Source organism: Achromobacter sp. NPDC058515 (assembly GCF_042721735.1).
Lineage (GTDB): Bacteria > Pseudomonadota > Gammaproteobacteria > Burkholderiales > Burkholderiaceae_B > Achromobacter.
This window is the reverse complement of sequence record NZ_JBHXNI010000013.1, coordinates 165,796-192,020: the sequence shown is the minus strand read 5'-3', so window position 1 is coordinate 192,020 and position 26,225 is coordinate 165,796. Positions and strand designations below refer to the sequence as shown.

Genomic DNA, 26,225 nt, shown 5'->3' with positions numbered 1-26,225 from the left:
CGTCGCGCCACTGCAATCGACCATGAAAATCACATTCCCCCTGCGCTTTGCCGCCGCCGCCGCGGCCTCGCTGCTGTCCGTCTCCGCCATGGCCAACGACAAGGCCGTGGTGTCGGCCGCCTTCAAATCGGTGTTCTACCTGCCCGTGTACTTTGCCGAGGAACACGGCTACTTCAAGGACGAAGGACTGGACGTGCGCATCGATGTGGCCTCCTCGTCCACCAATGCGCTGGCCGCGGTCATCTCCAAAAGCGCGGACTTCTCCCTGCACGGCCCCGAGTGGACGGCCATTTCGTTTGGCCGCGGCGCCCCCGTCAAGGTCGTGGGCGGCACCTTGAACCGGCTGGGCGTGTGGCTGACCTGCAAGCAGGGCTTCGCCTTCGACGGCTTCAAAAGCCTGAAGGGCGCCACCATCGCCACGGGCGCCATGCCCACCACCAGCTCGTCCGCCTTCATCAAGCTGGTCAAGAACGCCGGCCTGGACCCCAAGCGCGACCTGAACCTGCTGGAAGTGCCCCTGGGCAACGAGATCGGCCCGCTGAGCTCCGGCCAGGCGGATTGCGCGGTGCTCTACGAGCCCGGCGCGTCGCAGGCGCAAGCCCAGGGCTACAAGGTCGTGTCCGCGTTCTCGCGGGAGATCGGCCCGTACACGTTCTCGGCCATCTCCACCCGCCAGGACATCCCGCAGCAGGTGTCGCGCAAGTTCGTGTCCGGCATCGACCGCGCGCTGAAGGCCATCCATCAGGACCCGGCAGCCGCGGTGGCCAGCGGCCTCAAGCTCTTCCCCAACCTGGACCCCGCGGTCGTGCGCGCCTCGGTGCAGCGCCTGATCGACGACGGCGTGTTCGCCGATTCGGTGGCCGTGCCGGAACAGGCCTTGAAGGACGCGCTGCAAACGCAGATAGACCTGGGCAACCTGGACCGCATCCCGCAGGACGGCAAGTGGCTGGATCTGGGGTACTCGCAGCAGATTTCGGGCAAGACGTACTGACGCGGCGCAGGATCGGTCTCGCCGCGTGGGCCAACGCCCGCGCAGCGATCTATCCCGGCGGGCTGGCCCAGTCCTTCCGGCCAGCGTCGACTTCGAACGCCAACAGGCATAGAAATGCCCCGATTGCAGGATCTTCGTGCTCAGATCAGGAACTGGCGGTAGGCCTCGTTGCCGGTCTCTTCGGAGTGCGCGTAGCCCAGTTGCCGCAGGAAGGCGTCCAGCGCCGCGTCGTCGGCCATTGGCGCCTGGATGCCCACCAGCGCGGAGCTGAAGTCCGCGCCCTGGCTGCGGTAGTGGAACAGGCTGATGTTCCAGTTGGGCGCCATCTCGGACAGGAATTTCATCAGCGCGCCCGGGCGCTCGGGGAACTCGAAGCGGAACAGGCGTTCGCCGCCCGCAAGCGGCGAGCGCCCGCCCACCATGTAGCGGATGTGCTGCTTGGACACTTCGTTGTGGGTCAGGTCGCTGGCGGAAAAGCCCTGCTCCTGCAGCGCCGCCATGATGTCGGCGGCCTCGCCGCGGCGCGCTATCTGCACGCTCACGAAGATGTGAGCGGTGCGCGCATCGGCGATGCGATAGTTGAACTCGGTGACGCTGCGCTGGCCGATGACGCGGCAAAAGCGCCGGAAGCTGCCGCGCTCCTCGGGCACGGTTACGGCGAACACCGCTTCGCGCGCCTCGCCCACCTCGGCCCGGTCGGCCACGAAACGCAAGCGGTCGAAGTTCATGTTGGCGCCCGAGGTGATGGCCACCAGCGACTGCCCTTGCGCGCCTTCGCGCTCCACATACTTCTTCAGGCCCGCCACCGCCAGCGCGCCGGCCGGCTCCAGCACGCTGCGCGTATCCAGGAACACGTCCTTGATGGCCGCGCACACGGCGTCCGTGTCCACCAGGATGATTTCGTCCAGATGCTCGCGGCACAGGCGGAAGGTTTCCTCGCCCACCAGCTTGACGGCCGTGCCGTCCGAAAACAGGCCGACCTCGGCCAGGATGACGCGCTCGCCCACCCGCAGCGACTGCGCCATGGCGCAGGAGTCTTCCGTCTGCACGCCGATGACCTTCACGCCGGGATTCACCGCCTTCACGTAGACGGACACGCCCGCGGCCAGGCTGCCGCCGCCGATGGGCACGAAGATGGCGTGCAGGGGCTCGGGGTGCTGGCGCAGGATCTCCATGCCCACCGTGCCCTGGCCGGCGATCACGTAAGGGTCGTCGAATGCGGGGATGAAGGTCAGGTCCTGCTGCTGCGCGAGCGTCTGGGCATGGGCGTAGGCGTCGCTGTAGGAGTCGCCCGCCTGCACCACCGTGACGGTGGGGCCGCCATGGGCGCGCACGGCGTCCACCTTGACCTGCGGCGCGGTCTGCGGCACCACGATGATGGCGCGCACGCCCAGCTTGGCGGCCGAGATCGCGACGCCTTGCGCATGGTTGCCGGCGGACGCGGTGATCACCCCGCGGTCGCGCGCCGCCTGAGGCGTGTTGCGCATCTTGTTGTAGGCGCCGCGCACCTTGAACGAGAACACCGGCTGGTTGTCCTCGCGCTTGAAGTGGACGGTGTTCTTCAACCGCGCCGATAGGCCGCGCGCGAGGTCCAGCTCGGTTTCCCGGGCGATGTCGTAGACCCGGGCGGTCAGGATCTGCCTCAGGTATTCCATCGGCGTGGCATTGCCGGCCTGGAATGCCGATGCGGTGTGCGGTGTAGCGGACATGGGGTTCTCTGCTTGGGTAGGCTTGCCCGGCAGAGGCGGCCACAAAAAACCCGCCTCTTGGGGCGGGTGGCTGTGACTGTTGCGGTCGCGCGCTAACCCACCATTCTCGGAATGATGGTAATAATCAGCGAAATGCGGACGGCGCGGAAATTCATGGGGCGTAGCTTCCTCCAAGCACGCGGCTTTGTCAAACCGGACGTTCTCCGGGGTCGGGCAGGAAACCCGCCGCGAGCCCGGGCGCGGACGCGGCCACCTCCGGCGGCAGCCCGTCTTCGGCGCGATAGCGCGCCATCTGGGCCACGATGCCGCGGTACATGCGCTCGCGCCCCGCGGCTTGCGGCACGCGCCGCACGAACAGATAGTCGTAGTGCGACAGCATCCGGCGCAGCAAGGCCGCGTCCAGGCTCAGCAACAGCAGCCGCAGGTCGTCGGGCAGGCTCGCATCCGGGTCCGACAGGAACAGGCCGAGCTGCATGCGCGTAAGCGGCTTGGTCTGGTAGAGCCTGCGATTGGCCTCGTCGCAGGCGGCGCGGTCGCCCATCGCCAGCAGGGTCGTGCACTTGAGCACCAGCAGGAACACCTGGAACTCGGAACCCGGCTCGGCCAGCTCGATCCCCTGGTCGAAGTCCGCCACCGCCTCGTCCAGCCGGCCGCGATTCAGCTTCAGCTGCCCCAGCACGGCGAAGGCGGACGCATAGGCCGTGCCCTGCGCGAACGCCTCGTCGGCCAGCGCTTGCGCCAGGTCCAGGTGGTCCGGGCTGACAAAGCACAACAGCTTGGCCGCCGCCAGCATCAGCATGGGATTGTCGCGGATGTGCGGCAGCGCCTGGAACACCTGGGCCTCGATCTGCGGCTCCAGCTCCGCGGGCTTGCTGCCCAGGTCCAGCACCAGCCGCGCGTACAGGTGCGACGCCCACATCAGCGCGGTCTGCGGATCGTCCGGGTGCTCGGCGCGCAGCTTGTCCAGTTCCTCCGCCGATTCCAGCCAGCTTTGCGGCGTGCGCGACAGCAGCACCGCGGCGCGGTGTATGCGCAGCTCGAACGGCTCGTCGGTGGGCCCGGCGTGTTCGCCCCGGGCGCGGGTCAGGCTGCGCCATATCTCGCTCTTGATCGACGCGGCGCAGGCGGCGGCCGCGCGGCTCAAGTCCGGCGTTCCGCCCGCGCCGATGACGAGCCGGTCGGCGCGCAGCGCCTGTCCGCCGGCGGCCTCGCGCAGGGCCACGGCGCAATGCACGCCGGCGTCGTCCTGGCGCAAGCCGATCTCAACCCGGAACGGCGCGGCCGACCGGGCTTGCGCGCCCGGATGCAGGCTGACGCCCCGCTCGCTAGGCAGGCGTTCGCGCAAGGCCTCGGCCAACGCCGACAGGAATGCCTGAATGGACGGATCGCCGCGCAATCGCTCGGGGCCGGCCACCGGGCCGATGGCCAGGTAGACGGCCTCGGGCAGTTCGGGCGCGGCCGCGGCGATCCAGCTGTAGCCCTCGCCATAGCTGGTCGCGATATAGCGCGGCGCGCGGGCGGAATCGCCCAGCTTGGCGCGCAGGCGATTGATGAGCAGGTCGACGCTGCGCTCCAGCGCGTCGGCCTCGCCGCGCTGGGTGGCGTCCAGCAGGCGCTGGCGCGGCAGGATCCTGCCCGCATGCTGGATGAGGAGCGCCAGCGCGGCGGATTCCGCCGGCGTAAAGGGAGTGGCCTGGCCCCGGCCATCGGTGGCGTAACGGAACCGCTCGTCGAATATCAGGTCACCGAACCGCATCTGCTCTCCTGGCTGATGGCGCGCAACAACGGCCATCGCCGGCCGCTGCCCCGGCTGACCATCGGGACAAATCCTTGTGGGATGCGAAATATATTCGATGCTTGCCCGAAGATGCCAGCACGTTGTCGCCAGGACCGGCGCCCAAATTCGTGAAAAATAATATGTCCCCGCTTAATTTCTGGCCCCATCCGGCCGCCTGGGACATCAAATGCGATCCGTTTCGCGGCGCAATGCGTAGCACGGTATTACAATGGAAGGTTCGTGGCAGTCGCACTTCCCAAGGCGGACCAGGATTTGGCCGGTGAAACCGGCGGTGTCCCGATCCAGTCAAAAAATAGGGCAGGCGGCGGCCATGTTGGGCGGACGCTCGGCCTGTCGTGTCCGCCCATACGAACCCACTCTCGACAACATCTACCGGCGTATGCCGCATAGCATGTTCGGGTCTGCGCGTTAAGCGCCTCTCGCCGAACAGATTCAAGGATCATGTCTCTTACTCCGAAGATTATCTATACCCTCACCGACGAAGCTCCGGCGCTTGCAACCCGTTCGCTGCTACCCATCGTCCAGGCATTCGCCAAGCCCGCAGGCATCACGGTCGAGACCCGCGACATCTCGCTGGCAGGCCGCATCATCGCCCTGTTCCCCGACTACCTCCAAGACAGCCAGAAGCTGTCCGACGCGCTGGCTGAGCTCGGCGCGCTGGCCGTCCAGCCCGACGCCAACATCATCAAGCTGCCCAACATCAGCGCCTCGATGCCCCAGCTGAAGGCGGCCATCAAGGAACTGCAGGAACAGGGCTACAAGCTGCCCGACTACCCGGACGCTCCCGCCAACGACACCGAGCGCGACGTCAAGGCCCGCTACGACAAGGTCAAGGGCAGCGCCGTGAACCCGGTCCTGCGCGAAGGCAACTCCGACCGCCGCGCGCCCCTGTCGGTCAAGAACTACGCCCGCAAGCATCCCCACAAGATGGGCGCCTGGGCGGCTGACTCCAAGTCGCACGTCGCGCACATGAGCGAAGGCGACTTCTACGGCACCGAAAAGTCGGCCCTGATCGCCGAAGCTGGCGACGTCAAGATCGAACTGACCGCCGCCGACGGCGCGAAGACCGTGCTGAAGGAAAAGACCCCGGTCAAGGCCGGCGAGATCATCGACGCCGCCGTGCTGTCGACCGCCAAGCTGAAGTCGTTCCTGCAGGCGCAGATCGACGACGCCCGCGCCACCGGCGTGCTGTTCTCGGTGCACCTGAAGGCCACGATGATGAAGGTCTCCGACCCCGTCATCTTCGGCCACGTCGTGTCCGTGTTCTACAAGGACGTGCTGGCCAAGCACGCCGATGCGCTCAAGCAAGCCGGTTTCGACCCCAACAACGGCATTGGCGACCTGTACGCCAAGATCCAGTCGCTGTCCGCCGACCAACAGGCCGCGATCACCGCCGACATCGACGCCGCCTACAAGACGCTGCCGCCGCTGGCCATGGTGAACTCCGACAAGGGCATCACCAACCTGCACGTGCCCAGCGACGTCATCGTCGACGCGTCCATGCCCGCCATGATCCGCGACTCCGGCAAGATGTGGAACGCCGAAGGCAAGCTGCAGGACACCAAGGCCGTCATTCCGGACCGCAGCTACGCCGGCGTCTACCAGGCCGTCATCGACGACTGCAAGCGCAACGGCGCCTTCAATCCGGTCACGATGGGCAGCGTGCCCAACGTCGGCCTGATGGCGCAGGCCGCCGAAGAATACGGTTCGCACAACAAGACTTTCGTCATCCCGGCGGCCGGCATCGTGCGCGTCACCGACGCCTCGGGCCGCGTGCTGCTGGAACAGGCCGTCGAAGCCGGCGACCTCTGGCGCATGTGCCAGACCAAGGACGCCGCGATCCAGGACTGGGTCAAGCTGGCCGTCTCGCGCGCCCGCGCCGCCAAGACGCCCGCCGTCTTCTGGCTGGACGAAAAGCGCGCCCACGACGCCCAGGTCATCGCCAAGGTCAAGCAGTACCTGAACGACCACGACACCAGCGGCCTGGACCTGCGCATCCTGGATCCGGTCGAAGCCACCAAGTTCTCGGTCAAGCGTATCCGCGAAGGCCTGGACACCATCTCGGTGACCGGCAACGTGCTGCGCGACTACCTGACCGACCTGTTCCCCATCATGGAACTGGGCACCAGCGCCAAGATGCTGTCGATCGTGCCGCTGGTGGCCGGCGGCGGCCTGTTTGAAACCGGCGCCGGCGGTTCGGCTCCGAAGCACGTGCAGCAGTTCCTGGAAGAAGGCTTCCTGCGCTGGGATTCGCTGGGCGAATTCATGGCGCTGGCCGAATCCCTGGATCACCTGGGCCGCACGTACAAGAACCCGACCGCCCAGATCCTGGCCAAGACGCTGGATCTGGCGACCGCCAAGTTCCTGGACGAAAACAAGTCGCCGGACCGCAAGGTCGGCGGCCTGGACAACCGCGGCAGCCACTTCTACCTGGCCATGTACTGGGCCCAGGCCGTGGCCGCGCAAACCGACGACCGCGCGCTGGCTGCCCAGTTCGCGGCCGCGGCCGGCGCGTTCTCGGAAGGCGAAGGCAAGATCCTGGAAGAGCTGAAGGCCGCCCAGGGCAAGCCGGTCGACATCGGCGGCTACTACCAGCCCAACGAAGCGCTCGCCAGCCAGGCCATGCGCCCCAGCGCCACGCTGAACCAGGTGCTGGCCTCCATCGGCTAAGCCCCTTCCCCACCGGCCGGCCCACGCCGGCCAGGCAGGGAACCTAGCCGGCAGCCCTCAAAGGGCTGCCGGCTTTTTCATTTCCGGCCCGCCGCCCCGGACGGGCTGCCCGGCTCCAGCCGGTCCAGCCGCAGGCGCCCGCGTTCGTCGGTCAGCCGGCGCATCGCGCCCCAGGCCGCGCCCATCGCCGCCATGCCGCTGGCGCCGCACAGCAGGAACATCAGCAGGATCTGGTACTTGGCGGCCTCGACCGGGTCCATGCCCGCGATGATCTGGCCGGTCATGATGCCGGGCAAGGTGATGATGCCGGCGGCCGACATCTGGTTGATGCTGGGCACGATGCCGCGCCGCACCGACTCCCGCAGCAAGGACGAAAATGCCTGATGCACGGTCGCGCCCAGCGCCAGCCGGGCCTCGATCGCCAGCTTTTCCCGCCTGACTCCGGACAACATGCCGTCCAGCGCCAGGCTGGCGGCGTTCAGCACGCTGCCCAGCACGATGCCGACCAGGGCGATCGTGTAGCGGGGGTCGTACCAGGGGTCGGGGCGCAGCGCCGTGCTCAGGATGAACAGCGCCGTGATCGCCGTGGTGGCTACCACCGCCAGCGTGCCGACCCAGCCGTTGCCGTGTCCCGTCAGCCGGGACTTGGGGCGGGCCGCCACTTCGCGCGCCGCCAGCGCCATCATCACGGCCACCACCAGCGCCGTCAGCCACGGGGCCGCGTGCGCGAAAACAAGGCGCAGGATCTGGCCGACCAAGAGCAACTGCACCACCGTGCGCACCGCCGCCCACAGCACCTGCCGCTGCAGGTTCAGGCGCAGCGCGAAGGAAATCCCGGCGCTCAGCAGCACCAGGAACGAGGCGATGGCCAGATCCAGCGCCTGCAGCCTGATCACGTCCATAGCGGCTCCATGCTGCCCTGCTCCATGCGCCACGAGCGGCGGGCCAGCCGCGCGGCCTGTTCGGCGCTGTGGGTGACCAGCAGGATGGCGGCGCCCGCCGCCAGGACGCGCAGCAGTTCCTGTTCCACCCGTTCCGTTGCGGCCTTGTCCAGGGCCGCGGTGGGTTCGTCCAGCAGCAGCACGCGCGGGGCCTGCATCAAGGCGCGCGCCAGCCCCAGGCGCTGGCGTTCGCCGGTGGACAGCTCATGCACCAGCGCGTCCAGCTTGGCTTCGGCCAGGCCCAGGCGCCCCATCACGGCTAACGCCGCGGCGCGGTCCGTGAAGTGCGCGGACACGTGGTCGTCCCACCAGCCGGCCTCGGCCTGGCAGTACACGACATGGCGGCGCCATTCAAAACCGCGCATCGCCGAACGCCTGTGGCCATCCAGTTCGGCCTCGCCGTGGCCGGGATCCAGGTCGGCCGCCAGGCGCAGCAGCAGGGACTTGCCGGAACCCGATGCGCCCACGATGGCCGCGCACTCGCCGGCGGCGAGATCCAGGCTGACGGGCGCCACGCGTTCGCTGTATATGCCCCGCAGCCTGAGCAGGGGCGCGGCGTCAGTGGCGGATCGCATGGCGGAAAGCGGTGGTAGGCATGAGTACCGATCTTAGACCGCTTCCGCCTTCACCCAATCGATGAAGGCCTGCACTTCCGGCCGCGCCAAGGCGTCCGGCCGGCTGACGATGTAGTACGCAAAGCGCGCGGGCCAGGGCCGGTCCAGCGCGACGGCCAGCTTGCCAGATTCGAGGTCTTCGCGCGCGTGGGTGTCCTGCACCAGGGCGATGCCCTGCCCCGCGCCGGCCGCGCGCATCAGCAGCAGGTCGTCCTCGAAGCTGGGGCCGCGCTGGGCGTCCGGCCCCGCGTCCACGCCGTGCGCCTGCAGCCACAAGGCCCAATCGGCGCGGTCGGCGTCCTGCAGCAGCGTGTACTTCAGGCAGTCCTCCGGATGCGCGATGGCGGGGCCTTGGGCCAGCAGCGCCGGGCTGGCCACGGGCAGCAGCACGGGGGCCATCAGGCGGAAGGCCGACAGCCCCGGGTAGTGGCCCAGGCCGTGGCGCAGCGTCACGTCGATCCGGTCGCGCTTGAAGTCGGCCAGCTTGGAAGACGCCTCCACCCGCACCTCGATATCCGGATGCAGAGCCGAGAACCCGCCCAGGCGCGGCACCAGCCAGGACGAGGCGAATGAGGGGACGGTGCTGATGGTCAGGGCGCGCCGTGCGGAATGGGATTGCAGCAGCGACATCGATTCCTCGATCTGCTCGAAGGCGCGCAGCAGCCCCGGATACGCGCTGGCCCCGGCCTGCGTCAAACGCACCCCGTGGCGCTCGCGCACAAAAAGCGCCACGCCCAGGCGGTCTTCCAGCAGGCGTATCTGCTGGCTGACCGCGCCCGGCGTCACCCCCAGCACCTCGGCCGCCGCCTTCAGACTGCCCAGGCGTCCTGTCTCGGTGAAGGCCCGCAGCGCGAGCAAGGGCAGCACGGCTCCCATGGGATCAGAGCATATGCGCCAGGAACTCCCGGCTGCGCGCCTGCTGGGGCGCGCTGAAAAAGTCGGCCGACGGGGCTTCTTCGACGATACGGCCGTCGTCCATGAAGATGACCCGATGCGCCACTTCGCGCGCAAAGCCCATTTCGTGGGTGACGACCAGCATGGTCATGCGTTCGTCGGCAAGCTGCTTCATGGTGCGCAGGACTTCGCCGGTCAGCTCCGGGTCCAGCGCGGACGTGGGCTCGTCGAACAGCATGATGTCGGGCTCCATCGCCAGCGCGCGGGCAATGGCCACGCGCTGCTTCTGGCCGCCGGACAGGCGCGTCGGATAGTTGTCGCGCTTGTTAAGCAGGCCGACCTTGCGCAGCAGCTCTTCCGCCTTCGGGATGATCGCGGCGCGCGACATGCCCTTGACCGTGATGGGCGCTTCAATGATGTTCTGCAGCACCGTCATGTGCGGGAACAGGTTGAACGACTGGAACACCATGCCCATCTTGCGGCAGATGCGGCGCACGTCGGCGTCGCTGGCGTACTGGCTGCGCCCGCCGGGGACCGCGGTGGCCATGGCTTCGCCTTCGACCTCGATGCTGCCCTCGTCGATGGTCTCCAGGTGGTTCAGGCATCGCAGGAAGGTGCTCTTGCCGGAGCCGGACGGCCCGATCACCGCCACCACTTCGCCCTGGCCCAGGGTCAGCGACACCTCGTCCAGCACGCGGTTCGCGCCGAAGGACTTGATGATGTCGCGGGCTTCGATCATGACGGGACGGGAGGCCTGCCCCGTCTGGCCGGGCAAGGGATTACTGGTCATATTTGGCATAGCGCTTTTCCATGTGCTGGAAGAACCACGTCAGGACCAGCGTCATGAGGAGATAGAAGGCGGCGGCGACCAGGAAAGGCGTGGTCGTGAAATCGCGCTGCACGATGCCCCGCGCCGTGCGCAGGATGTCGTTCAACGCCAGTACGTAGATGAGCGAGGTGTCCTTGACCAGCGTGATGGTCTCGTTGCTCATGGGCGGCAGGACGCGCTGCACCATCTGCGGCAGCACGATGCGGCGCAGCGTCTGCAGATAGGTCATGCCCAGCACCTTGCTGCCTTCGTACTGCCCGCGGTCCACCGACTGGATGCCAGCGCGGAAGATCTCGGCAAAGTACGCCGCGTAGTTCAGGGCAAAGGCCACCACCGCGGCCGGAAAGTCAGGCAGCCGCACCCCGACTACCGGCACGAACGGCAGCGCGAAGTAGATGAACAGCATCTGGAGCATCAGCGGCGTGCCGCGCATCAGCCAGATATAGCCATTGACCATCCGGCTCAGCAGCCGCCACTTGGAGATCCGCGCGAGGGCCAGCACCAGCCCCAGCGGCACGGCCAGCGCCAGCGTGATGAAGAACAGCGTCAAGGTCACTTTCGCGCCTTGCGCCAATGGCCCCAGAAGGGAGAGTACGTAGTCCATGCAGTGGGTTCGCGCCGCGAAGGCTAGAGGGGAATCATGGGCAAGCCCGCCTGGCGCGATGGCGCCGCGGCGGGCTGCGGGACTGCAACGGCGCAAGGCGCCCGGGCCGGCAGGCCGCGGGCGCCGTCGCCGCTTACTTGATGATGTTGGCGCCGAACCACTGGGTGGCGATGCGGCCGGCGGTGCCGTCCTGCTTCATCGAATCCAGCGTCTTGTCCAGCTTGGCCAGCAGCTCGGTGTCGTCCTTGCGCACGCCGACGCCGTAGTCTTCGGTGCCGAAGTTCTCTTCCAGCACGCGGTATTCGCCCGCGCGCTTGCTGATCAGGTAGCGGCCCACCACCTCGTCGACGACGATGGCGTCCAGGCGGCCGGCCGCCAGGTCCATCAGGGCCGTGACGTTGTCGCCGAACTTCTTCACTTCCTTGATCTGGGCGGCAACCGGGTCGCGGGCGATGGCGTCGGTGGCGCTGCTGCCGTCTTGCGCGCCGACCACCTTGCCGGCCAGGTCGTTCTTGACCTTCACGGGCGAGGCGTTGCCCACGATGATGATCTGGTGGTTGGCCATGTAGGGCGCGGTGAAGCTGATGTTCTTCTTGCGCTCTTCGGTGATGGTCAGGCCGTTCCACAGCACGTCGACGCGCTTGCCGTTGAGCTCGGCTTCCTTGGCGCTCCAGTCGATCGGCTTGAATTCGACCTCGATGCCCAGGCGCTTGCTGGCTTCCTTGGCCATGTCGATGTCGAAACCGACGATCTGGTTGCTGGCGTCGCGAAAGCCCATGGGCGGGAAATTGTCGTCCAGGCCGACGACGACCTTCTTGGCGACGGCCGGCGCCTGGGCGCCCGAGGCGGGCGCGTTGTCGCTGGGACCGCAAGCCGTGAGCATCGTGGTTGCGGACACAAGAAGAACAGCAGTCAGTTTTTTCATAGTTATGGGTGCGCCTGGCGCAAGAATGAAGAATGCCGGGAAGGCTCGACAATAAGCCGCGAGCCGGTATTTTAGCGTCCCCACGGGGAAGTGCCGGCGCCACTGCCCCCGGGGCGGCGCGTCCGCCTGCCGGACAGGGCCGGCATGCTAGGCTTGGGCCCCTTACTGCATGGATGCCGCATGACCCCAGCCATTCGTCTTGGTCCCCTCGTATTTCCCACGGAGCTCGCGGTGCTGATCGCGGCCGCGGCCATCGGCCTGCTGGCGGGACGCATCCTTGACCGCCGGTCCGGGCCGGATCGCCCGGCCGACGTTTCGACCGTCCTGTGGCGCGCCCTGATCGCCGGGCTGGTCGTGGCGCGGCTGGGCTTCGTCTGGCAGTACCGGGAGCATTTCGCGCAGGATCCCATCAGGGTCCTGGACCTGCGCGATGGAGGCTGGTCGGGCATGCTGGGCCTTGCCGCCGCCTGGATCTACGGCGTGGGCGCCATGGTCCGGCGCGGCGCGCCCCGGCCGGCGGTGCTGGGCGCCCTGCTCCTGTCCAGTCTTGCCTGGATCGGCGGCGCACGCTTGCTGGCTCCCGCCGGCGAGCCGCCGCCGGCGCTGGCCGCCTTGCCATTGCAGCAGCTGGACGGCGCGCCGGTCACGCTGGCGGTCTTCAATGGCAAGCCGACGGTGATCAACCTGTGGGCAAGCTGGTGCCCGCCGTGCCGCCGCGAGATGCCGGCCTTCGCCCGCGCGCAGGCAGCGAATCCGGATGTGAACTTCGTCTTTCTGAACCAGGGCGAAGCCACTCCCGAAATCAGGCAGTACCTGGACGAACATGCGCCCGCGCTTGCGAACGTGCTGCGCGACCCCACGAGCGAAGCGTCGCGCGAGATGAGCAACCGGGGGCTGCCCGCCACCCTGTTCCTGGATGCAGGCGGCCGCCTGGTCGACCTGCGCGTGGGCGAACTGTCCGCGGCCACGCTGGCCCAGCGCCTGGAAGCGATCCGGGCGGCCGAAGGCGGAAAATAGCCGCGGATTGCCGGCGAGAGCCCGCCCGCCGCCTGGCCAGCCTAGGCCGGCAAGACCGATGCCCAGGGCAAGGACTGCCCCTGCATCCGGCGTTCGAACAGGCGCAGGCGCTGCCCGGCATGGCTGGGCATTTCCTCCAGCCGCAGCACCAAGACCGGCCCTTGCGGGCAAGCCCGGGCGGTCGCGATGATGGCGGGCGCGTCCGCGCCCTTGGCCGGCATCGCGGTCCAGGCCTGGAGTTCCGCATATTCCACCGCGACGGCCTGCGCCCGGTCATGGCCGCAGGCCGGGCACCACAGCCGGGCCGGATAGACCCGGTGCCCGCAGGCGCGGCACTGGCTGACGTCGACGCTCATGCATCCTCCCTGGCCAGCACGGCGGCGTTGGCGCACATGCCATAACGCAGCTGCACCATGCCGTAGCCTGTAGCCACGCCCACGCGCGCGCCGTTCAACTGCCGTTCGCCGGCGCGGCCCAGCAACTGGCGCGCGACCTCGGCCAGGCCGTGCATGCCGCCCGCCGTGCCCGCCTGGCCGGCGGACAACTGCCCGCCCGCCGTATTGACGGGCAGGTCGCGCGTCGCCAGGCGGCGGGCGATGAACCCCGGCAGATCGTCCGCGCTGGCCAGGCCCAGGTCGCACAACTGCGCCAGCGCCATGGCCGGATAGTCGTCATAGACGCTGACCACGTCCATATCGTCCGGCCCCAGGCCTGCCTGCCGCCATAGCGCCGGCGCGAACGCGGCGATGCCGGTTTCCAATCCGTCGCCTTCCTGCTGATCGCCGTTGTAGCGCGCGTCGCTGGCCAGCAGCCGCACGCTGGCGCCCCCGGGACGGGCGCGCAACACCAGGGCGCAGGCGCCGCTGACCACCGGCACGCAGTCCATCCGGCCGAGCGGCGGCGCCACCATGGGCGCGTCCAGGTACTGGGCCAGCGTCAGGGGCTGGCGATAGGCCGCGTTGGGATTGGCCGACGCCCACCGCCGCTGCGCCACGCACAGCGCGCCGTAGTCCTCGCGCCGCAGGCCGGTGCGCGCCATCTGGCGCTGCGTCAGCATGGCGAAGAGCGGATTCGGGCCCTCGCAGCCCAAGGGGCTGAGATAGTCCTGCGCGCTGCGGTTGTAGCCGCGCACGAGTCCGGCAAAGTCCGCCCCGGCGAAGTGGTCGCCGGCCACCAGCACGATGGTCTCGGCCTGGCCGGCCTGCAGCGCCAGCCAGGCTTGGCGCAGCAGGTTGATGGCGCTGGCGCCCCCCATCTCGTCCTGCATGCACCAGTTCAGCCGCAGCCCCAGCCGCCAGGCCAGGTCGATCGCGCGGTCCGGGCGCAGCGTGAACGACGCCACGCCCAGCCCGTCCACCTGCGCGGGCGTCAAGCCCACGCTGGCCAGCGCCTGGCCGATGGCCTGGGCCATCAGCGCCGTCGTGCTGCAATCCGCGGCGGGATGGCGCAGCGCCGGCGTTTCGCCCACGCCGACAATGCCCGGATGGCGGGCCGAATTCATTCCGTGTCCTGCCTGGGCGGCTCGCGCGTCAGCAGCAGCGTGACCACGGTGACGGCGGCCATCCCGACCAGGAACCACGCCACGGGCGTAGCCGATTCGTACTCGCGCAGCAGCGCCATGGCGATCAGGGGCGAGAGGCCCCCCGCAAACACGGATGCCAGTTCATGGCCCAGCGCCAGCCCCGTGTAGCGGACCTCGGCCGGGAACAGTTCGGCGAAGTACGCCGGCTGGGTGCCGATCATGGCGGCATGGCAGACGGTGTTGCCCAGGAAGAACGCCAGGAAGATCCACAGCGGCTCCTTGGTCTGCACCATCCAGAAGAACGGAAACGCCACCAGCATCAGGCCGACCGACCCGATCAGGTACACCGTCCGCCGCCCGATGCGGTCGGACAGGTGGCCAAACCAGACCAGGGTGCCCAGTTCGATGAACATGGACAGCAGCACCCCGCCCAGCATGACGTCGTTGGGTATGCCCAGAAACTTGCCGTAGGCCAGCGCGAACGCCAGGAAGATGTAGGAACCGCCGTTCTCGGCGACCCGCAGCCCCATCGCGGTGAAGACCTGGCGAGGATAGCGGCGGAACACCTCCACCGCCGGCATGCCGCGCTTGGCCGTCTTGGCCGCCTGCACGAACTCCTCGCTTTCCGGGATGTGCTTGCGGATATACAGCCCTACCCCGAAGATCAGCACGCTCAAGATGAACGGCAGCCGCCAGCCCCAGCTCATGAACGCCTCTTGCGGCAGTTGCTGCGCCAGCATGAAGACGCCCGAGGACAGCACGAACCCGCCCGCCACGCCGAGCTGGCTGAACGAAGAAAAGTAGCCGCGGCGCTTGCCGCCCACGGCCTCGCTGATCAGCAGCACGCCGCCGCCCCATTCCCCGCCCGCCGCCGCGCCTTGCAGGATGCGCAGCGCCACCATCGCCACCGGCGCCCAGACGCCGATCTGCTCGTAGGTGGGCAACAGGCCGATCAGGAAGGTGGCCACGCCCATCAGGCCCAGCGTCCATTCCAGCGCCAGCTTGCGGCCGTAGCGGTCGCCGATGTGGCCGAAGATCACCCCGCCCAGGGGCCGCGCCAGAAAGCCCACGGCAAAGCCGGCGAATGCCCCCATCGTGCCCAGCAGCGGGTCGGTGCCCTTGGGAAAGAACAGCTCGCCGAACACCAGCGCCGCCGCCGTGCCGTAGATGAAGAAGTCATACCATTCCATCGCGTTGCCCGCGACGGACGCCATCACCACGCGCCGCGTCCGCTTCCTGCGCGCAGCGTCGCCGGCGGACACCGCCGCCCCCTTGTATGCCATCGTCATTGCCGCCCCTTGTCTGTTTGAATGGATCAATGGCGCCTAGCGCGCCACGCGATAGCCGGCGGCGTCCCGGTCCCAGGTGTCGCCGGTGATGCCTTCATCCCGCAAGCGGAACTTGCGGACCTTGCCGTTCTCGGTGCGCGGCAGATCGTCCATGACGCGCAGGTAGCGCGGCACGGCGAAGTACGGCATGCGGGGCTGGCAGAAATCAAGCAGGGCCTGGGGCGCGATGGACAGCCCGGCCTTGTAGACCAGCGCGGCCATGACTTCGTCCTCGGCCAATTCGGAGCGCACCGCATAGACGGCCACGGTGGCGACCGACGGGTGGGCCAGCAGGACCTGCTCCACCTCGTAGGACGAGATGTTCTCGCCGCGGCGGCGGATCGCGTCCTTCATGCGGTCCAGGAACCGGAAGTAGCCGTCCGCGTCGCGGATCACCCGGTCGCCCGTGTGGAACCACAGGTTGCGCCAGGCCTCCACGGTCTTGTCGTCCATGCCGAAGTAGCCGGTAGCGATGGCAAAGGGCGGATGGGCGCGCAGCAGCAGCTCGCCGGGCTCGCCATCCGCCACCGGCGCGTCCTGGTCATCGGCCACCATGGCGTCGAACTCCGGCGCCACGCGGCCCATGCTGCCCGCGCGCTGCTCGGCCAGCGTGCCGCCCAGCGCAAAATTGGTTTCGGTGGAGCCATAGCCCTCCAGCAGCGCAATGCCCGTGCGCTCGGCGAAGGCCGCATGGAAGCGTTCCGGCACGCCCGGCGCCAGCGCAATGCGCGCGCGATGCCGGCGCTCGGCCGTCGCGGGCTCATGGGCCAGCAGCATCGGCACCATCGCGCCCAGCAGATAGGTCACCGTCGCGCCGGTCGCCTCAAGGCGGTCGAAATAGCGGCTGGCCGAAAAGCGTTCGTCGCAGATGATGGAGGCGCCCGTGACCAGCGCCTGGAAACAGGCGTTCAGGGCGTTGGTGTGGAACAGCGGCAAGCTGGTGTAGAGCACGTCGTCCCGCGCGATCTCCAGATTGCGCGCGGCGATCCTGCCCCACCAATAGAACTGCGCATGCGGACAGCACACGCCCTTGGACAGCCCCGAGGTGCCGGAGGTGTACAGGATGGCCAGCGTATCGCCCGGCCCGAGGTCGGCCGCGGGCGGCAAGGGCCCTTCCGTTTTTTCTGGAGGCGCGCTGGCGGGCGCGGGCAAGGGCGGCGCGCCGGCAGCCCCATCCAGCAGCCAGATCCGGCGCAGGGCCGGCGCGCCGCCTTCCAGCGCCGACAAGGCGGGACAGCAGGCGGCATCCGCCACCAGCAAGGCGCAGCCGCTGTTGGCCAGGATGTGGGAAAGCTGCATGCCGCGCGACGCCGTGTTGATGGGCACCACCACCGCCCCCAGCCACCCGCAGCCCAGCACGATCGACAGGAATTCAAGGCGGTTGCCTGCCATCAGGCCCACGCGGTCGCCGCGCCCCACCCCTGCCGATGCCAGGCGCGCCGCCCAGTCCGCCGCGTGGGCAGCCGCATCCGCGTAGCGCAAGCCGCCGCCAGGGGCTTGCACCCATAAGCGCTCGCCCAGGCGGGCGGCCTGATCCAGCAACAACGACGGCAATGTCAACGCTTGCATGGCGACGCTTCCCCTGTTGTGCGGCCGCCGGCTGGCGATGCGCGACCTTCTGTATTTAGTCTAGGAATCAACTATTTATGTGTCAAATTTATGGATATTATTTATCTTATAAATCTCACTGATATCAAGGGCGTGCGTGGACTTCGACCTGAATCTCATGCGGGTTTTCCTGACGGTGCTGCATGAACGCAGCGTGACGCGCGCGGCGCAGCGGCTGAACCTGACGCAGCCCGCCGTGAGCTATGCGCTGGCCCGCCTGAGGGAGAAGTTCGACGATCCGCTGTTCCTGCGCACGCCCTCCGGCATGCAGCCCACGCCGGTCGCCTTTGCGCTGGCCGACCCCATCGAACGCGGCATGAACAGCTTTGCCGAGGCCATCAGCCTGCGCCTGCAATTCGAGCCCGCCAGCAGCACGCGGCGCTTTCGCCTGTCCATGTCGGACATCGGTGAAATGGTGTTCCTGCCGCCGCTGATGGAGCGCGTGCATGCGCTGGCCCCACGCCTGCAGGTGGAAGTGCTGGAGATTCCGCTTGAACACCTGCCGCAGGCGCTGAAGGATGGCGAGGTGGATCTCGCCATCGGCAACCTGGCCGGGCTGGGGCGCCATACCTGCCACGCCGACCTCTTCAGCGAACGCTACGCCTGCATGGGGCGGCGCGGCCATCCGGTGCTGTCGGCGGGCCTGACGCGCGGCCAGTTCAAGCGCCTGGACCACATCCTGGTGGCCTCGCGCGCCAGCGCGCACCGTCTGCTGGACGACGTGCTGGGCGAAGCCGGACTGCATCGCCAGCCCTACCTGACGCTGCCGCATTTTTCGGCGGCGGCCGAGATCGTGCGGCGCACCGACCTGACCGTGACCCTGCCCTACCGCGCCGCCATCTGGTTCAACCGCGACAAGGCCTTCGAGATACGCCCGCTGCCCATCGCGCTGCCGCCGCTATGCGTCACGGTGCACTGGCATGCCCGCTTCGAAAGCGATCCCGGCACGGCGTGGCTGCGCAAACTGGTGGTGGAGACGCTGGCGGACCGCGGCGACGCGCCATAGCGGCACGGCCGGCCTGTATCGGCAGGCCCCCGCCGCCGGCGGCCCGCCGCGCGCCCCTCAGCCCATCGCGGCCAGCATCAGGTCCAGGTTCTGCACCGCCGCGCCGGACGCGCCCTTGCCCAGGTTGTCGAACACCGCGGCCAGCAGGACCTGGCCGTGCTGTTCATTGCCGTACACGGCCAGGCGCAAATCGTTGGTGCCGTTGAGCGCCTGCGGATCCAGGTGCGTGTGCGCCGCCGCGTCCTGGCGCGCCGCCACCTGCACATGCGCGGCGCCGGCGTAATGCCGAGCCAGGCAGTCATGCAGCTGCTGGCTGTCCACGCCCGCCGGCAGCAGGCGCAGGTGCAAGGGCGCGGTCAGGACGATGCCCTGGCGGAACGCGCCATAGGCGGGCACGAAGATTGGACGCTGCGCGAGGCCGGCATGGCGCTCGATTTCTGGCGTGTGCTTGTGCGCCAGACCCAGGCCATAAAGCTGGAACGCCGGTCCCTGCGGGCCGCCCGAAGCTTCATAGGCGGCTACGCTGGCGCGGCCGCCGCCCGAATAGCCGGACACCGCATGCACGACGGCCGGATAGTCCGCGGGCACCAGGCCCGCCTGGATCAAGGGCCGCAGCAAGGCGATTGCGCCGGTCGGATAGCAGCCGGGATTGCTTACCCGCAGGGCGCGGGCAATCCGTTCGGGCTGGCCGGCGCTCATCTCGGGAAAGCCGTATTCCCAGCCCGCATCCGTGCGGTGGGCGGAACTCGCGTCGATGATGCGCACCTTGGGGTTCACGACGGAGGCCGCCGCCTGGCGCGCCGGCTCGTCCGGCAGGCACAGGATCGCGATGTCGCAGGCGTTGATCGCCTCGGCGCGGCGCTGCGGGTTCTTGCGGTCGGCTTCGGGCAGCGTCAGCAGGCGCAAGCCGCTGCGCCCGTTGAGGCGCTCGTGGATCTGCAGGCCGGTGGTGCCCTGGTCGCCGTCGATAAAAACAAGAGGTTGGGTCATGACGCTGTCCGTCTGGGGTGATGGGTGGCATTCATCATCGATCCAGCATCCAGATAAGAAAAGTCGAATATCATGACCATCTGATTCAGATTTTCTGAAGAAAAGAACCCATGCGAGAGATCAGCCTGGACCGTCTGCGCACCCTGGTGGCAATCGCCGACCTGGGATCGTTCGCGGACGCCGCCCGCGCCTTGCACCTGGCGCCGCCCACGGTCAGCCTGCACATTGCGGATCTGGAGGCGCGCATCGGCGCGCCGCTGCTGACGCGCAAGCGCGGCCAGGTGCGGCCCACCGCCATTGGAGAAACCCTGCTGGAACGCGCGCGCCGGCTGCTCGCGGAGGCCGACCAGGCCCTGGACGACGTGCAGCGGCAGGTGCAGGGGATGGCCGGGCGCGTGCGCCTGGGCGCGTCCACCGGCGCCATCGCGCATTTGCTGCCGCAAGTGCTGGAGACGCTGGGCCGCGACCATCCCGGCATCGACGTGCAGGTGGCCGTGCTGACCTCCCAGGAAACCCTGCGGCGGCTGGCGGACGGATCCCTGGACGTGGGCCTCGTGGCGCTGCCCCAGCCCCCGCTTGACGGCCTGGTGCTGCGCCCCTGGCGCCGCGATCCGGTCATGGCCTTCCTGCCGGCCGGCTGGAAGGCGCCGGCCCGCATTGCTCCCGCCTGGCTGGCCGAACGGCCTCTGATCCTGAACGACGCCAGCACCCGGCTGTCGCGCCTGACCGCGGAATGGTTCGCCGCGGCCGGCCTGAACCCGCGCGCCCGCATCCAGCTGAACTACAACGACGCGATCAAAAGCCTGGTGGCCGCGGGCTATGGCGCCACGCTGCTGCCGCACGAAGCCACCGCGCCAGAACCCGATCCGCGCGTCATCATGCGGCCGGTGCGGCCCGCGCTGTGGCGCCCCTTGGGCATCGCGCACCGGGCCGGGCAAGTCGAGCGCGCCACGCAGCATGTGCTGGACGTGCTGTGGGAACTGCGGGCGGCAGGCGGGCGGGCCGCCGCGCCCTAGACGTCAGGCGCGCGAGGACGACGCGCGGCGAAAGAAGGCCATGCGCTGGCTTTCCTCGCGCAGCCGCCGGGCGCGGGACCGGAACAGGTCCTTGCGGCCCACAATGCCCAGCAGGCGGCCGCTCTTGCGGTCCACGATCGGCACGCGGCCCGCGCCGGACAAGGCCATGCGGTCGGCGATCTGGCTGGCCAGCTCCTCCGGGTAGCCATGCACCAGTTCGCGTCCGGCCAGGGCTTCGGCCAGGGTCCGGTCGTCCTGTTCGCTTTCCAGGGCCCAGGCCAGGCTGTCGGCGCGCGTCACCTCGCCCACCACCACGCCGTGGCCGTCCAGCACCGGGTAGCTGGTGTGGACCGGCTGCGCGGTCGTGAAGTGCTCGATGGCCTGCGCCACCGTCAGCGTGTCGGGCAAGGTCTGCACCGGCGTCGTCATCACTTCGGCCACGCGCAGCAGGTCGAAGGGGTCCACCCGGTACTCGCGGCTGATATGGTGGCCGCGGCGGGCGATCTTCTCGGTCAGGATGGAGCGCTTGAGCAGCAGCACCGTGACGCCGTAGGCGAACACGCACGCCGACAGCACCGGCAGCAGCGCGCCGATATTGCCCGTCAGCTCCACCGCGAACAAGGTGGCGGTCAGCGGCGCGCGCATGGTGCCCCCCATCATCGCGGCCATGCCCAGCAAGGCCCAGAAGCCCGGATCCGCCTGGGGCAGCAGGGGCGACGCGAGCGCGCCCAGCGCGCCGCCAAAGATCAGCAAGGGCGCCAGCACGCCGCCCGAGGTGCCCGACCCCAGGGCGATGGACCAGATGGCGACCTTCACCACCAGCAGCACCAGCACCGCCTGAAAGGCCAGGTCGCCCGCCAGCAGATGCCGGATGTTGTCGTAGCCCACGCCCAGCGCCGCAGGCTCGATCAGCCCGCCGATGCCGATGGCAAGGCCGCCGATCGCCGGCCACCACATCCAGTGGATGGGCAGCTTCTCAAACAAGTCCTCGGCCGTGTAGACCAGCGACGTCAGCACGCCCGACCCCAGGCCCGCCACCACGCCGACCGCGGCGCAGGCCAGCAGGTGCCAGGGCGTAAACGCGAGCGCGCCCGAATACGCGAAGATGGGGCCCGGCTCCAGCACGAACGCGCGCGTGGCGGCGGCCACGAGCGCCGCCATCGCCACCGGCAGAAAGCTGCGCGGCTTCCATTCGAACAGCAGCAGCTCCACCGCCAGCAGCACTGCCGCCAGCGGCGTGCCGAAGATGGCGGTCATGCCGGCCGCCGCGCCCGCCACCAGCAGCGTCTTGCGTTCGCCGTCGTCCAGGTGGATGGTCTGCGCCAGCAGCGAGCCGATTGCGCCGCCCGTCATGATGATGGGCCCTTCCGCGCCGAAGGGGCCGCCCGTGCCGATCGACACGGCCGAAGACACAGGCTTCAGGATCGCCACCTTGGGCTGGATGCGGCTCTTGCCGATCAGGATGGCTTCCATGGCTTCGGGTATGCCGTGGCCGCGTATTTTTTCGGAACCGTAGCGCGCCATCAGGCCGATGATGAGACAGCCCACGACGGGAATGGCGACCGATCCCAGGCCCAGCCGCCCGGTCGTGATCGGCAGGTCCGCAAACGAAAACAGGCCGTGGTAGGCCAGGTTGGTGCACAGCGAGATCAGGCGCAGCAGGGCCCAGGCGGCGGCCACGCTGGCCAGCCCCACGGGGATGGCCAGCGCCATCAGCAGGACCACGCGGCGGTCGGTGGTGAAGTCGCCCAGCCGCGGAGCGGCGCGGACGAATGAAGAAGTGGGAGGCATGTTCGGCGGGAAGTTGAGGTCATGCGCGGAAAGTTTGCGCAAAATCATTTATATCGTATCACGACATATATTAGAATCGGACGGGTGAACCCGCCCCGCTCCCCCGCCCGCCTGTCTCCCGCCGACTACGAACTGCTCGCCGACTTCCGCTACGCGCTGCGCAGATTCGCGGCCTTCAGCGAAAGCGCCGCCGCCGGACTGGACCTGATGCCGCAGCAGCATCAGGCGCTGCTGGCGATCAAGGGCACCCGCAAGAGCGCGCCCGGACGGCGCGGCCTCTATGTGGGTGAAATCGCCGAACGCCTGCTGATCCGCCCGCATACGGCGGCCGAACTGGTGGGCCGTCTTGCGCGGCTGGGACTGGTCAGCCGCGAGCCCGATCCCGAAGACGGGCGCCGCGTCGAAGTCGTGCTGACGACCAAGGCGGAGCGCATGCTGGAAGACCTGTCGGCCTCGCACCTGGAAGAACTGCGCGCCATGCGCCCGCTGCTGACCCGCCTGCTGACCCGCATGGACAGCGACGCGGATCCGGACTGACCCCCGCCAAACGGCATAAGCTCATACCTGCAAGCAATCAGCCCCGTGATAAATTGTCGTCCCGCGACATAATTGAGAAGCGCGAGGAGAGACTGTTTTGGGTGTTGCAATGAAGCGCTGGCTGGGTTCGTTCGCGCCAGCGCCGGTGGGCGTCAACGGACGCGAAAAAATCTATGGCGTGCTGGGCGCGCTGGTTGGGCTGTTCTGCACGGAATGGGTGGGACGGCACGCGCTGGGCGCGGCCAACCCCTGGTTCATCGCCCCCATGGGCGCGTCCGCCGTGCTGCTGTTCGCCGCGCCCGCCAGCCCGCTGGCCCAGCCCTGGTCCCTGATGGCGGGCAACGTCGTTTCGGCCCTGATCGGCGTGTTCTGCGCCCAGTTCATCCCGGTGCCCGGCGTGGCCGCGGCCGTCGCCGTGGCCCTCGCGATCGGCGCCATGTTCTCGCTACGCTGCCTGCATCCGCCCAGCGGCGCGGTGGCGTTGACCGCCGTGCTGGGCGGCCCCTCCGTGGCCAGCCTGGGCTACGGCTTTGCGCTGTGGCCGGTGGCCCTGAATTCCCTCATCCTGCTGTGCATCGCCGTGGTGTTCAACGGCGCGCTCAAGCGCAACTACCCGCGCCGCCACGCCGAGCCGGCGGCCGGCCACAGCACGCGCGACCCCGTTCCCAGCGCGCGGCTGGGCTTTTCCCGCGCCGACCTGGACGATGCGCTGAGCCAGCGCGGCGAACTGCTGGACATCAGCAAGGAAGACCTGGAAGCGATCGTGCTGGACGCCGAGCTGCGCGCCAGCGTGCGCCGGTTTGGCGACGTGCGCTGCGCGGACATCATGTCGCGCGACGTGGTGTCGGTCATGGAAAAAGATCCACTGGACTATGCGGTCCGGCTCTTCGACAAGCACCGCCTGCAGGCGCTGCCGGTGCTGGACTCGGCCGGCCGCTACGCCGGCATGGTGGCCCAGGGCGATGTGCTGGCGCGCAAAAGCCGCCTGACCCCCGTCGCGGCCGGCGGCGAGCCCGCGCCCGACCTGCTGGTGGGCGACTGCATGCGCAGCGAAGTGCCCTTCGCCACCCCGGGGCTGCCCGTGATCGAGCTGGCGCGTCCCATGTCGGACAGCCTGCACTGCGTGCCGGTGCTGGACGAATCGCGCACCCTGCAGGGGCTGGTGACGCAATCCGACCTGGTGGCGGCGCTGTACCAGATGGCGGTGTCGGCCAATTCGCAATCCGCCGGCGGCGCGGACCCGCGCAAGCTGGCCGCCTGATCCCTCCGTAGCCCTACGGATTCCTGTCCGCGCTTGCCGCAAGGCATAATTTCAGGCGTGAATCCCCTATCGCGCACGCGCGCCCTCTTCTGCTGGCTGGTCTTGTTCTGCCTGGGCGCCGCCTGGATCGGCCGGCAGGAATACGTGGACCAGCACGAGCGCTTCTTCCAGAGCACCAGCGTGGCCCAGCGCATGCTGAGCCAGAAGACCGTGCAGCACGAAGCCGTGCTGGCCACGCTGGCGGCCTTGTCGCACCCTCCCTCGCCCGAACGCCTGTTCCCCAGCCTTCAGCCCGCTATGCCGCAACTGCTGGCGCTGGGCCGCCTGCCCGACGGCGCCTGGACCGGCAGCGCGGCCGAACCGCCCGGCTTGCCGGGCGCCGTCGAGCGCGCGCGGCAACTGGGCCGGCCCGTGGCGCTGCCCGTGGACGCCGCGCACTACTGGCTGGTCGCGCCGTCCGGCTGGAGCCTGCTGCTGGACGCCCGCCAGCTCGTGCCCGCGGCGGACTTCCCGCCCGGCCTGGCCAACCTGGCGCTGACGGTGGACCAGACCCCTTTGCGCCTGCTCGACAAGCAGCCGGACGAGACCGCGCTGGGCTGGAAACTGGCGCTGCAAAAGCCCCTGGGCGCGGCAAGCCAGCCATTCCAGATGCGCAGCACGCGCACGCTGACGCCCGACGCCTGGCCGTGGAAGGCCTGGCTGGCCTGGGGGCTGGCCAGCGCCCTGCTGGTGGCGGGCGCCGCCGCCTGGCAGCGCTCGCGCGCCGAGGCCCGGCGGCAGCAGGAGCAGGTGCGCCTGGCCGCCATGGCGCGGCTCAGCACGCTGGGCGAGATGGCGGCCGGCATCGCGCACGAACTCAATCAGCCCCTGACCGCCATCCTTGCCCACACCCGCGCTGCCGAACGGCTGCTCGACGACGACGAGGAGCGCCCCGCCGTGCGCCATGCGCTGCTGGCCAGCGCCGAACAGGCCAGGCGCGCCGCCGACATCATCAGCCGCATGCGGGCGCTGGTCCAGCCCAGTTCGCCCGCGCTGCGAGAGGCGCTGGACCCCGACGCGCTGGTCGCGTCGCTGCGATTCCTGCGAGAGCCCGAGCTGGCCCGGCAAGGCATACGCCTGTCCTGGCACAACGCCAGTCCCGGCGCGCGTCCCCTGGGCGACCGCGTGGCGCTTGAGCAGATCCTGCACAACCTGGTGCAGAACGCGGCGGATGCGCTGGCCGGCACCCAAGGCCTGCGCCATATTTCCCTGGAAGGCGGGACGCAGGACGCAGACTACCTGTTCAGCGTCAGCGACACCGGCCCGGGCATCGCGGCCGACGCGATGCCGCGCCTGTTCACGCCCTTCTACACCACGCGCGCCCACGGCATGGGCCTGGGACTGGCGCTGTGCGAAACGCTGGCCGGGTCCATGGACGGCCGCATCGCCGCGCGCAACCTCAGCCCGGCCGGCGCCTGCTTCACCGTCAGCCTGCCGCGCGCGGGAGGCGGCTCATGAACCCGAACGACCAATCCCCGCTGGTTTACCTGGTGGACGACGACGACGCGGTGCGCGACGGCCTGGCGCTGCTGCTGCGCAGCGTCGGCCTGCGCAGCGCGGGCTTTGGCGACCCCATGGCGTTCCTGGCGCAGCTCACGCAGCCCTCGATCGGCTGCGTGGTGCTGGACATCCGCATGCCAGGCATCAGCGGGCTGGACGTGCTGGCCCGGCTGGCCGAGCGATCCGACCTACCCGTGGTCATGCTGACCGGCCACGCCAACGTGGACCTGTGCCGCCGCGCGTTCAAGGGCGGCGCCATGGAGTTCCTGCAAAAGCCGGTGGATGACGACGTCTTCCTGGACGCGGTGCAGGCCGCCGTGCGCACGCACATCGCCAGCCGCGAACGGCTTGCCGTCACGCAGGCCGCCACCGACCGCCTGGCCCGCCTGTCCGGGCGCGAGCACGAGGTGCTGGAACGCATTGTCCAGGGCATGAGCAACAAGGAGATCGCGCGCGAGTTCGAGTTGTCTCCGCGCACCGTGGAAACCTATCGGGCCAATGTCTTTGCCAAGCTGGAGGCGGAGTCGCTGGCGCAGCTGATCCGCCAGTACGCGACGCTGCTGGACTGAGCCCGCCTCCGTAACGCTACGGAGGCGCGCGAGTAGTCGGGCGTATACCGCCCGGCCGGCCTTTTG

The 26,225-nt window shown here is 69.0% G+C and carries 23 protein-coding genes; 9 read left to right on the top strand and 14 right to left on the bottom strand.

Annotated features, from left to right (window positions below; translation table 11 throughout):
* The first annotated feature begins 22 nt into the window (after nucleotides 1–22).
* Nucleotides 23–991, top strand: a complete 969-nt coding sequence (locus ACFWP0_RS21705) for an ABC transporter substrate-binding protein (protein WP_377845500.1) — start codon at nucleotides 23–25, stop codon at nucleotides 989–991.
* Between the two features lie 140 nt (nucleotides 992–1,131).
* Here ACFWP0_RS21705 and ilvA read toward each other — a convergent pair whose 3' ends face one another.
* Together ilvA and ACFWP0_RS21695 are read right to left on the bottom strand one after the other, a co-directional pair.
* Nucleotides 1,132–2,700: a threonine ammonia-lyase, biosynthetic gene (ilvA, locus tag ACFWP0_RS21700; protein ID WP_377845498.1), complete on the bottom strand. Its 1,569-nt coding sequence runs from the start codon at nucleotides 2,698–2,700 to the stop codon at nucleotides 1,132–1,134.
* Between the two features lie 187 nt (nucleotides 2,701–2,887).
* Nucleotides 2,888–4,456, bottom strand: a complete 1,569-nt coding sequence (locus ACFWP0_RS21695; protein WP_377845496.1) for a winged helix-turn-helix domain-containing protein — start codon at nucleotides 4,454–4,456, stop codon at nucleotides 2,888–2,890.
* Nucleotides 4,457–4,939: 483 nt separating this feature from the next.
* On the opposite strand from ACFWP0_RS21695, the gene ACFWP0_RS21690 reads away from it, so the two are divergent.
* Nucleotides 4,940–7,168 (top strand): NADP-dependent isocitrate dehydrogenase, encoded by a 2,229-nt coding sequence (locus tag ACFWP0_RS21690; protein WP_377845494.1) that lies wholly within the window; start codon nucleotides 4,940–4,942, stop codon nucleotides 7,166–7,168.
* A 77-nt stretch (nucleotides 7,169–7,245) separates the two neighbouring features.
* Here the strand turns inward: ACFWP0_RS21690 and ACFWP0_RS21685 are convergent, their stop codons facing one another.
* The 6 genes from ACFWP0_RS21685 to ACFWP0_RS21660 all read right to left on the bottom strand — a co-directional run bounded on the left by ACFWP0_RS21685 (nucleotide 7,246) and on the right by ACFWP0_RS21660 (nucleotide 11,975).
* Nucleotides 7,246–8,070 carry an ABC transporter permease gene (locus tag ACFWP0_RS21685; RefSeq protein WP_377845493.1) on the bottom strand — a complete coding sequence of 275 codons (825 nt, stop codon included), beginning with the start codon at nucleotides 8,068–8,070 and terminating at the stop codon, nucleotides 7,246–7,248.
* Nucleotides 8,061–8,684 carry an ATP-binding cassette domain-containing protein gene (locus tag ACFWP0_RS21680; RefSeq protein WP_377845491.1) on the bottom strand — a complete coding sequence of 208 codons (624 nt, stop codon included), beginning with the start codon at nucleotides 8,682–8,684 and terminating at the stop codon, nucleotides 8,061–8,063. The genes ACFWP0_RS21685 and ACFWP0_RS21680 overlap by 10 nt, the downstream gene beginning before the upstream one ends.
* Before the next feature lie 33 nt (nucleotides 8,685–8,717).
* Nucleotides 8,718–9,599: a LysR substrate-binding domain-containing protein gene (locus ACFWP0_RS21675; protein WP_377845489.1), complete on the bottom strand. Its 882-nt coding sequence runs from the start codon at nucleotides 9,597–9,599 to the stop codon at nucleotides 8,718–8,720.
* A gap of 4 nt (nucleotides 9,600–9,603) precedes the next feature.
* Nucleotides 9,604–10,356, bottom strand: a complete 753-nt coding sequence (locus ACFWP0_RS21670) for an amino acid ABC transporter ATP-binding protein (protein WP_377845540.1) — start codon at nucleotides 10,354–10,356, stop codon at nucleotides 9,604–9,606.
* Between the two features lie 40 nt (nucleotides 10,357–10,396).
* Complete coding sequence (locus tag ACFWP0_RS21665; protein WP_377845487.1) at nucleotides 10,397–11,050, bottom strand: amino acid ABC transporter permease; 654 nt, start codon at nucleotides 11,048–11,050, stop codon at nucleotides 10,397–10,399.
* Between the two features lie 133 nt (nucleotides 11,051–11,183).
* Nucleotides 11,184–11,975, bottom strand: a complete 792-nt coding sequence (locus tag ACFWP0_RS21660; protein ID WP_377845485.1) for an amino acid ABC transporter substrate-binding protein — start codon at nucleotides 11,973–11,975, stop codon at nucleotides 11,184–11,186.
* 180 nt (nucleotides 11,976–12,155) lie between these two features.
* On the opposite strand from ACFWP0_RS21660, the gene ACFWP0_RS21655 reads away from it, so the two are divergent.
* Nucleotides 12,156–12,992 carry a redoxin family protein gene (locus tag ACFWP0_RS21655; protein ID WP_377845483.1) on the top strand — a complete coding sequence of 279 codons (837 nt, stop codon included), beginning with the start codon at nucleotides 12,156–12,158 and terminating at the stop codon, nucleotides 12,990–12,992.
* A 41-nt stretch (nucleotides 12,993–13,033) separates the two neighbouring features.
* On the opposite strand, the gene ACFWP0_RS21650 is transcribed toward ACFWP0_RS21655, so the two are convergent.
* The 4 genes from ACFWP0_RS21650 to ACFWP0_RS21635 are packed head-to-tail and all read right to left on the bottom strand — an operon-like array spanning nucleotide 13,034 to nucleotide 17,450.
* On the bottom strand, nucleotides 13,034–13,348 hold the full coding sequence (locus ACFWP0_RS21650) for a zinc ribbon domain-containing protein (protein WP_377845481.1): 315 nt from the start codon (nucleotides 13,346–13,348) through the stop codon (nucleotides 13,034–13,036).
* Nucleotides 13,345–14,493 carry a thiolase family protein gene (locus ACFWP0_RS21645; protein ID WP_377845479.1) on the bottom strand — a complete coding sequence of 383 codons (1,149 nt, stop codon included), beginning with the start codon at nucleotides 14,491–14,493 and terminating at the stop codon, nucleotides 13,345–13,347. Before ACFWP0_RS21645 ends, ACFWP0_RS21650 begins: the two co-directional genes overlap by 4 nt.
* On the bottom strand, nucleotides 14,490–15,803 hold the full coding sequence (locus ACFWP0_RS21640) for an MFS transporter (RefSeq protein WP_377845478.1): 1,314 nt from the start codon (nucleotides 15,801–15,803) through the stop codon (nucleotides 14,490–14,492). Before ACFWP0_RS21640 ends, ACFWP0_RS21645 begins: the two co-directional genes overlap by 4 nt.
* Nucleotides 15,804–15,839: 36 nt before the next feature.
* On the bottom strand, nucleotides 15,840–17,450 hold the full coding sequence (locus tag ACFWP0_RS21635) for an ATP-dependent acyl-CoA ligase (protein ID WP_377845538.1): 1,611 nt from the start codon (nucleotides 17,448–17,450) through the stop codon (nucleotides 15,840–15,842).
* A gap of 97 nt (nucleotides 17,451–17,547) precedes the next feature.
* On the opposite strand from ACFWP0_RS21635, the gene ACFWP0_RS21630 reads away from it, so the two are divergent.
* Complete coding sequence (locus tag ACFWP0_RS21630) at nucleotides 17,548–18,456, top strand: LysR family transcriptional regulator (RefSeq protein WP_377845476.1); 909 nt, start codon at nucleotides 17,548–17,550, stop codon at nucleotides 18,454–18,456.
* Between the two features lie 57 nt (nucleotides 18,457–18,513).
* Here ACFWP0_RS21630 and argC read toward each other — a convergent pair whose 3' ends face one another.
* Nucleotides 18,514–19,446, bottom strand: a complete 933-nt coding sequence (gene argC / locus ACFWP0_RS21625; RefSeq protein WP_377845474.1) for an N-acetyl-gamma-glutamyl-phosphate reductase — start codon at nucleotides 19,444–19,446, stop codon at nucleotides 18,514–18,516.
* A 110-nt stretch (nucleotides 19,447–19,556) separates the two neighbouring features.
* Here argC and ACFWP0_RS21620 point away from each other — a divergent pair, with 110 nt between their 5' ends.
* Nucleotides 19,557–20,462, top strand: coding sequence for a LysR family transcriptional regulator (locus ACFWP0_RS21620; RefSeq protein WP_377845472.1), 906 nt, complete (start codon nucleotides 19,557–19,559; stop codon nucleotides 20,460–20,462).
* A 3-nt stretch (nucleotides 20,463–20,465) separates the two neighbouring features.
* Here the strand turns inward: ACFWP0_RS21620 and ACFWP0_RS21615 are convergent, their stop codons facing one another.
* On the bottom strand, nucleotides 20,466–22,253 hold the full coding sequence (locus tag ACFWP0_RS21615) for a chloride channel protein (protein WP_377845536.1): 1,788 nt from the start codon (nucleotides 22,251–22,253) through the stop codon (nucleotides 20,466–20,468).
* 84 nt (nucleotides 22,254–22,337) lie between these two features.
* Between ACFWP0_RS21615 and ACFWP0_RS21610 the strand changes: the two genes are divergently transcribed.
* The 4 genes from ACFWP0_RS21610 (at nucleotide 22,338) to ACFWP0_RS21595 (ending at nucleotide 26,159) form a co-directional block, all read left to right on the top strand.
* On the top strand, nucleotides 22,338–22,790 hold the full coding sequence (locus ACFWP0_RS21610; protein WP_377845470.1) for a MarR family winged helix-turn-helix transcriptional regulator: 453 nt from the start codon (nucleotides 22,338–22,340) through the stop codon (nucleotides 22,788–22,790).
* A 109-nt stretch (nucleotides 22,791–22,899) separates the two neighbouring features.
* A complete protein-coding gene (locus ACFWP0_RS21605; RefSeq protein ID WP_377845468.1) occupies nucleotides 22,900–24,051 on the top strand; it encodes an HPP family protein in 1,152 nt (383 codons plus the stop codon).
* A gap of 57 nt (nucleotides 24,052–24,108) precedes the next feature.
* Nucleotides 24,109–25,548: a sensor histidine kinase gene (locus tag ACFWP0_RS21600; RefSeq protein WP_377845466.1), complete on the top strand. Its 1,440-nt coding sequence runs from the start codon at nucleotides 24,109–24,111 to the stop codon at nucleotides 25,546–25,548.
* A complete protein-coding gene (locus ACFWP0_RS21595) occupies nucleotides 25,545–26,159 on the top strand; it encodes a response regulator transcription factor (RefSeq protein WP_377845464.1) in 615 nt (204 codons plus the stop codon). Before ACFWP0_RS21600 ends, ACFWP0_RS21595 begins: the two co-directional genes overlap by 4 nt.
* Nucleotides 26,160–26,225: the final 66 nt, after the last annotated feature.

Coding starts and splice junctions, on each gene's coding strand:
- ACFWP0_RS21705 (WP_377845500.1), top strand. CDS start 23: ATGAAAATCACATTCCCCCTGCGCTTTGCCGCCGCCGCCGCGGCCTCG.
- ilvA (WP_377845498.1), bottom strand. CDS start 2,700: ATGTCCGCTACACCGCACACCGCATCGGCATTCCAGGCCGGCAATGCC.
- ACFWP0_RS21695 (WP_377845496.1), bottom strand. CDS start 4,456: ATGCGGTTCGGTGACCTGATATTCGACGAGCGGTTCCGTTACGCCACC.
- ACFWP0_RS21690 (WP_377845494.1), top strand. CDS start 4,940: ATGTCTCTTACTCCGAAGATTATCTATACCCTCACCGACGAAGCTCCG.
- ACFWP0_RS21685 (WP_377845493.1), bottom strand. CDS start 8,070: ATGGACGTGATCAGGCTGCAGGCGCTGGATCTGGCCATCGCCTCGTTC.
- ACFWP0_RS21680 (WP_377845491.1), bottom strand. CDS start 8,684: ATGCGATCCGCCACTGACGCCGCGCCCCTGCTCAGGCTGCGGGGCATA.
- ACFWP0_RS21675 (WP_377845489.1), bottom strand. CDS start 9,599: ATGGGAGCCGTGCTGCCCTTGCTCGCGCTGCGGGCCTTCACCGAGACA.
- ACFWP0_RS21670 (WP_377845540.1), bottom strand. CDS start 10,356: ATGATCGAAGCCCGCGACATCATCAAGTCCTTCGGCGCGAACCGCGTG.
- ACFWP0_RS21665 (WP_377845487.1), bottom strand. CDS start 11,050: ATGGACTACGTACTCTCCCTTCTGGGGCCATTGGCGCAAGGCGCGAAA.
- ACFWP0_RS21660 (WP_377845485.1), bottom strand. CDS start 11,975: ATGAAAAAACTGACTGCTGTTCTTCTTGTGTCCGCAACCACGATGCTC.
- ACFWP0_RS21655 (WP_377845483.1), top strand. CDS start 12,156: ATGACCCCAGCCATTCGTCTTGGTCCCCTCGTATTTCCCACGGAGCTC.
- ACFWP0_RS21650 (WP_377845481.1), bottom strand. CDS start 13,348: ATGAGCGTCGACGTCAGCCAGTGCCGCGCCTGCGGGCACCGGGTCTAT.
- ACFWP0_RS21645 (WP_377845479.1), bottom strand. CDS start 14,493: ATGAATTCGGCCCGCCATCCGGGCATTGTCGGCGTGGGCGAAACGCCG.
- ACFWP0_RS21640 (WP_377845478.1), bottom strand. CDS start 15,803: ATGACGATGGCATACAAGGGGGCGGCGGTGTCCGCCGGCGACGCTGCG.
- argC (WP_377845474.1), bottom strand. CDS start 19,446: ATGACCCAACCTCTTGTTTTTATCGACGGCGACCAGGGCACCACCGGC.
- ACFWP0_RS21620 (WP_377845472.1), top strand. CDS start 19,557: ATGCGAGAGATCAGCCTGGACCGTCTGCGCACCCTGGTGGCAATCGCC.
- ACFWP0_RS21615 (WP_377845536.1), bottom strand. CDS start 22,253: ATGCCTCCCACTTCTTCATTCGTCCGCGCCGCTCCGCGGCTGGGCGAC.
- ACFWP0_RS21605 (WP_377845468.1), top strand. CDS start 22,900: ATGAAGCGCTGGCTGGGTTCGTTCGCGCCAGCGCCGGTGGGCGTCAAC.
- ACFWP0_RS21595 (WP_377845464.1), top strand. CDS start 25,545: ATGAACCCGAACGACCAATCCCCGCTGGTTTACCTGGTGGACGACGAC.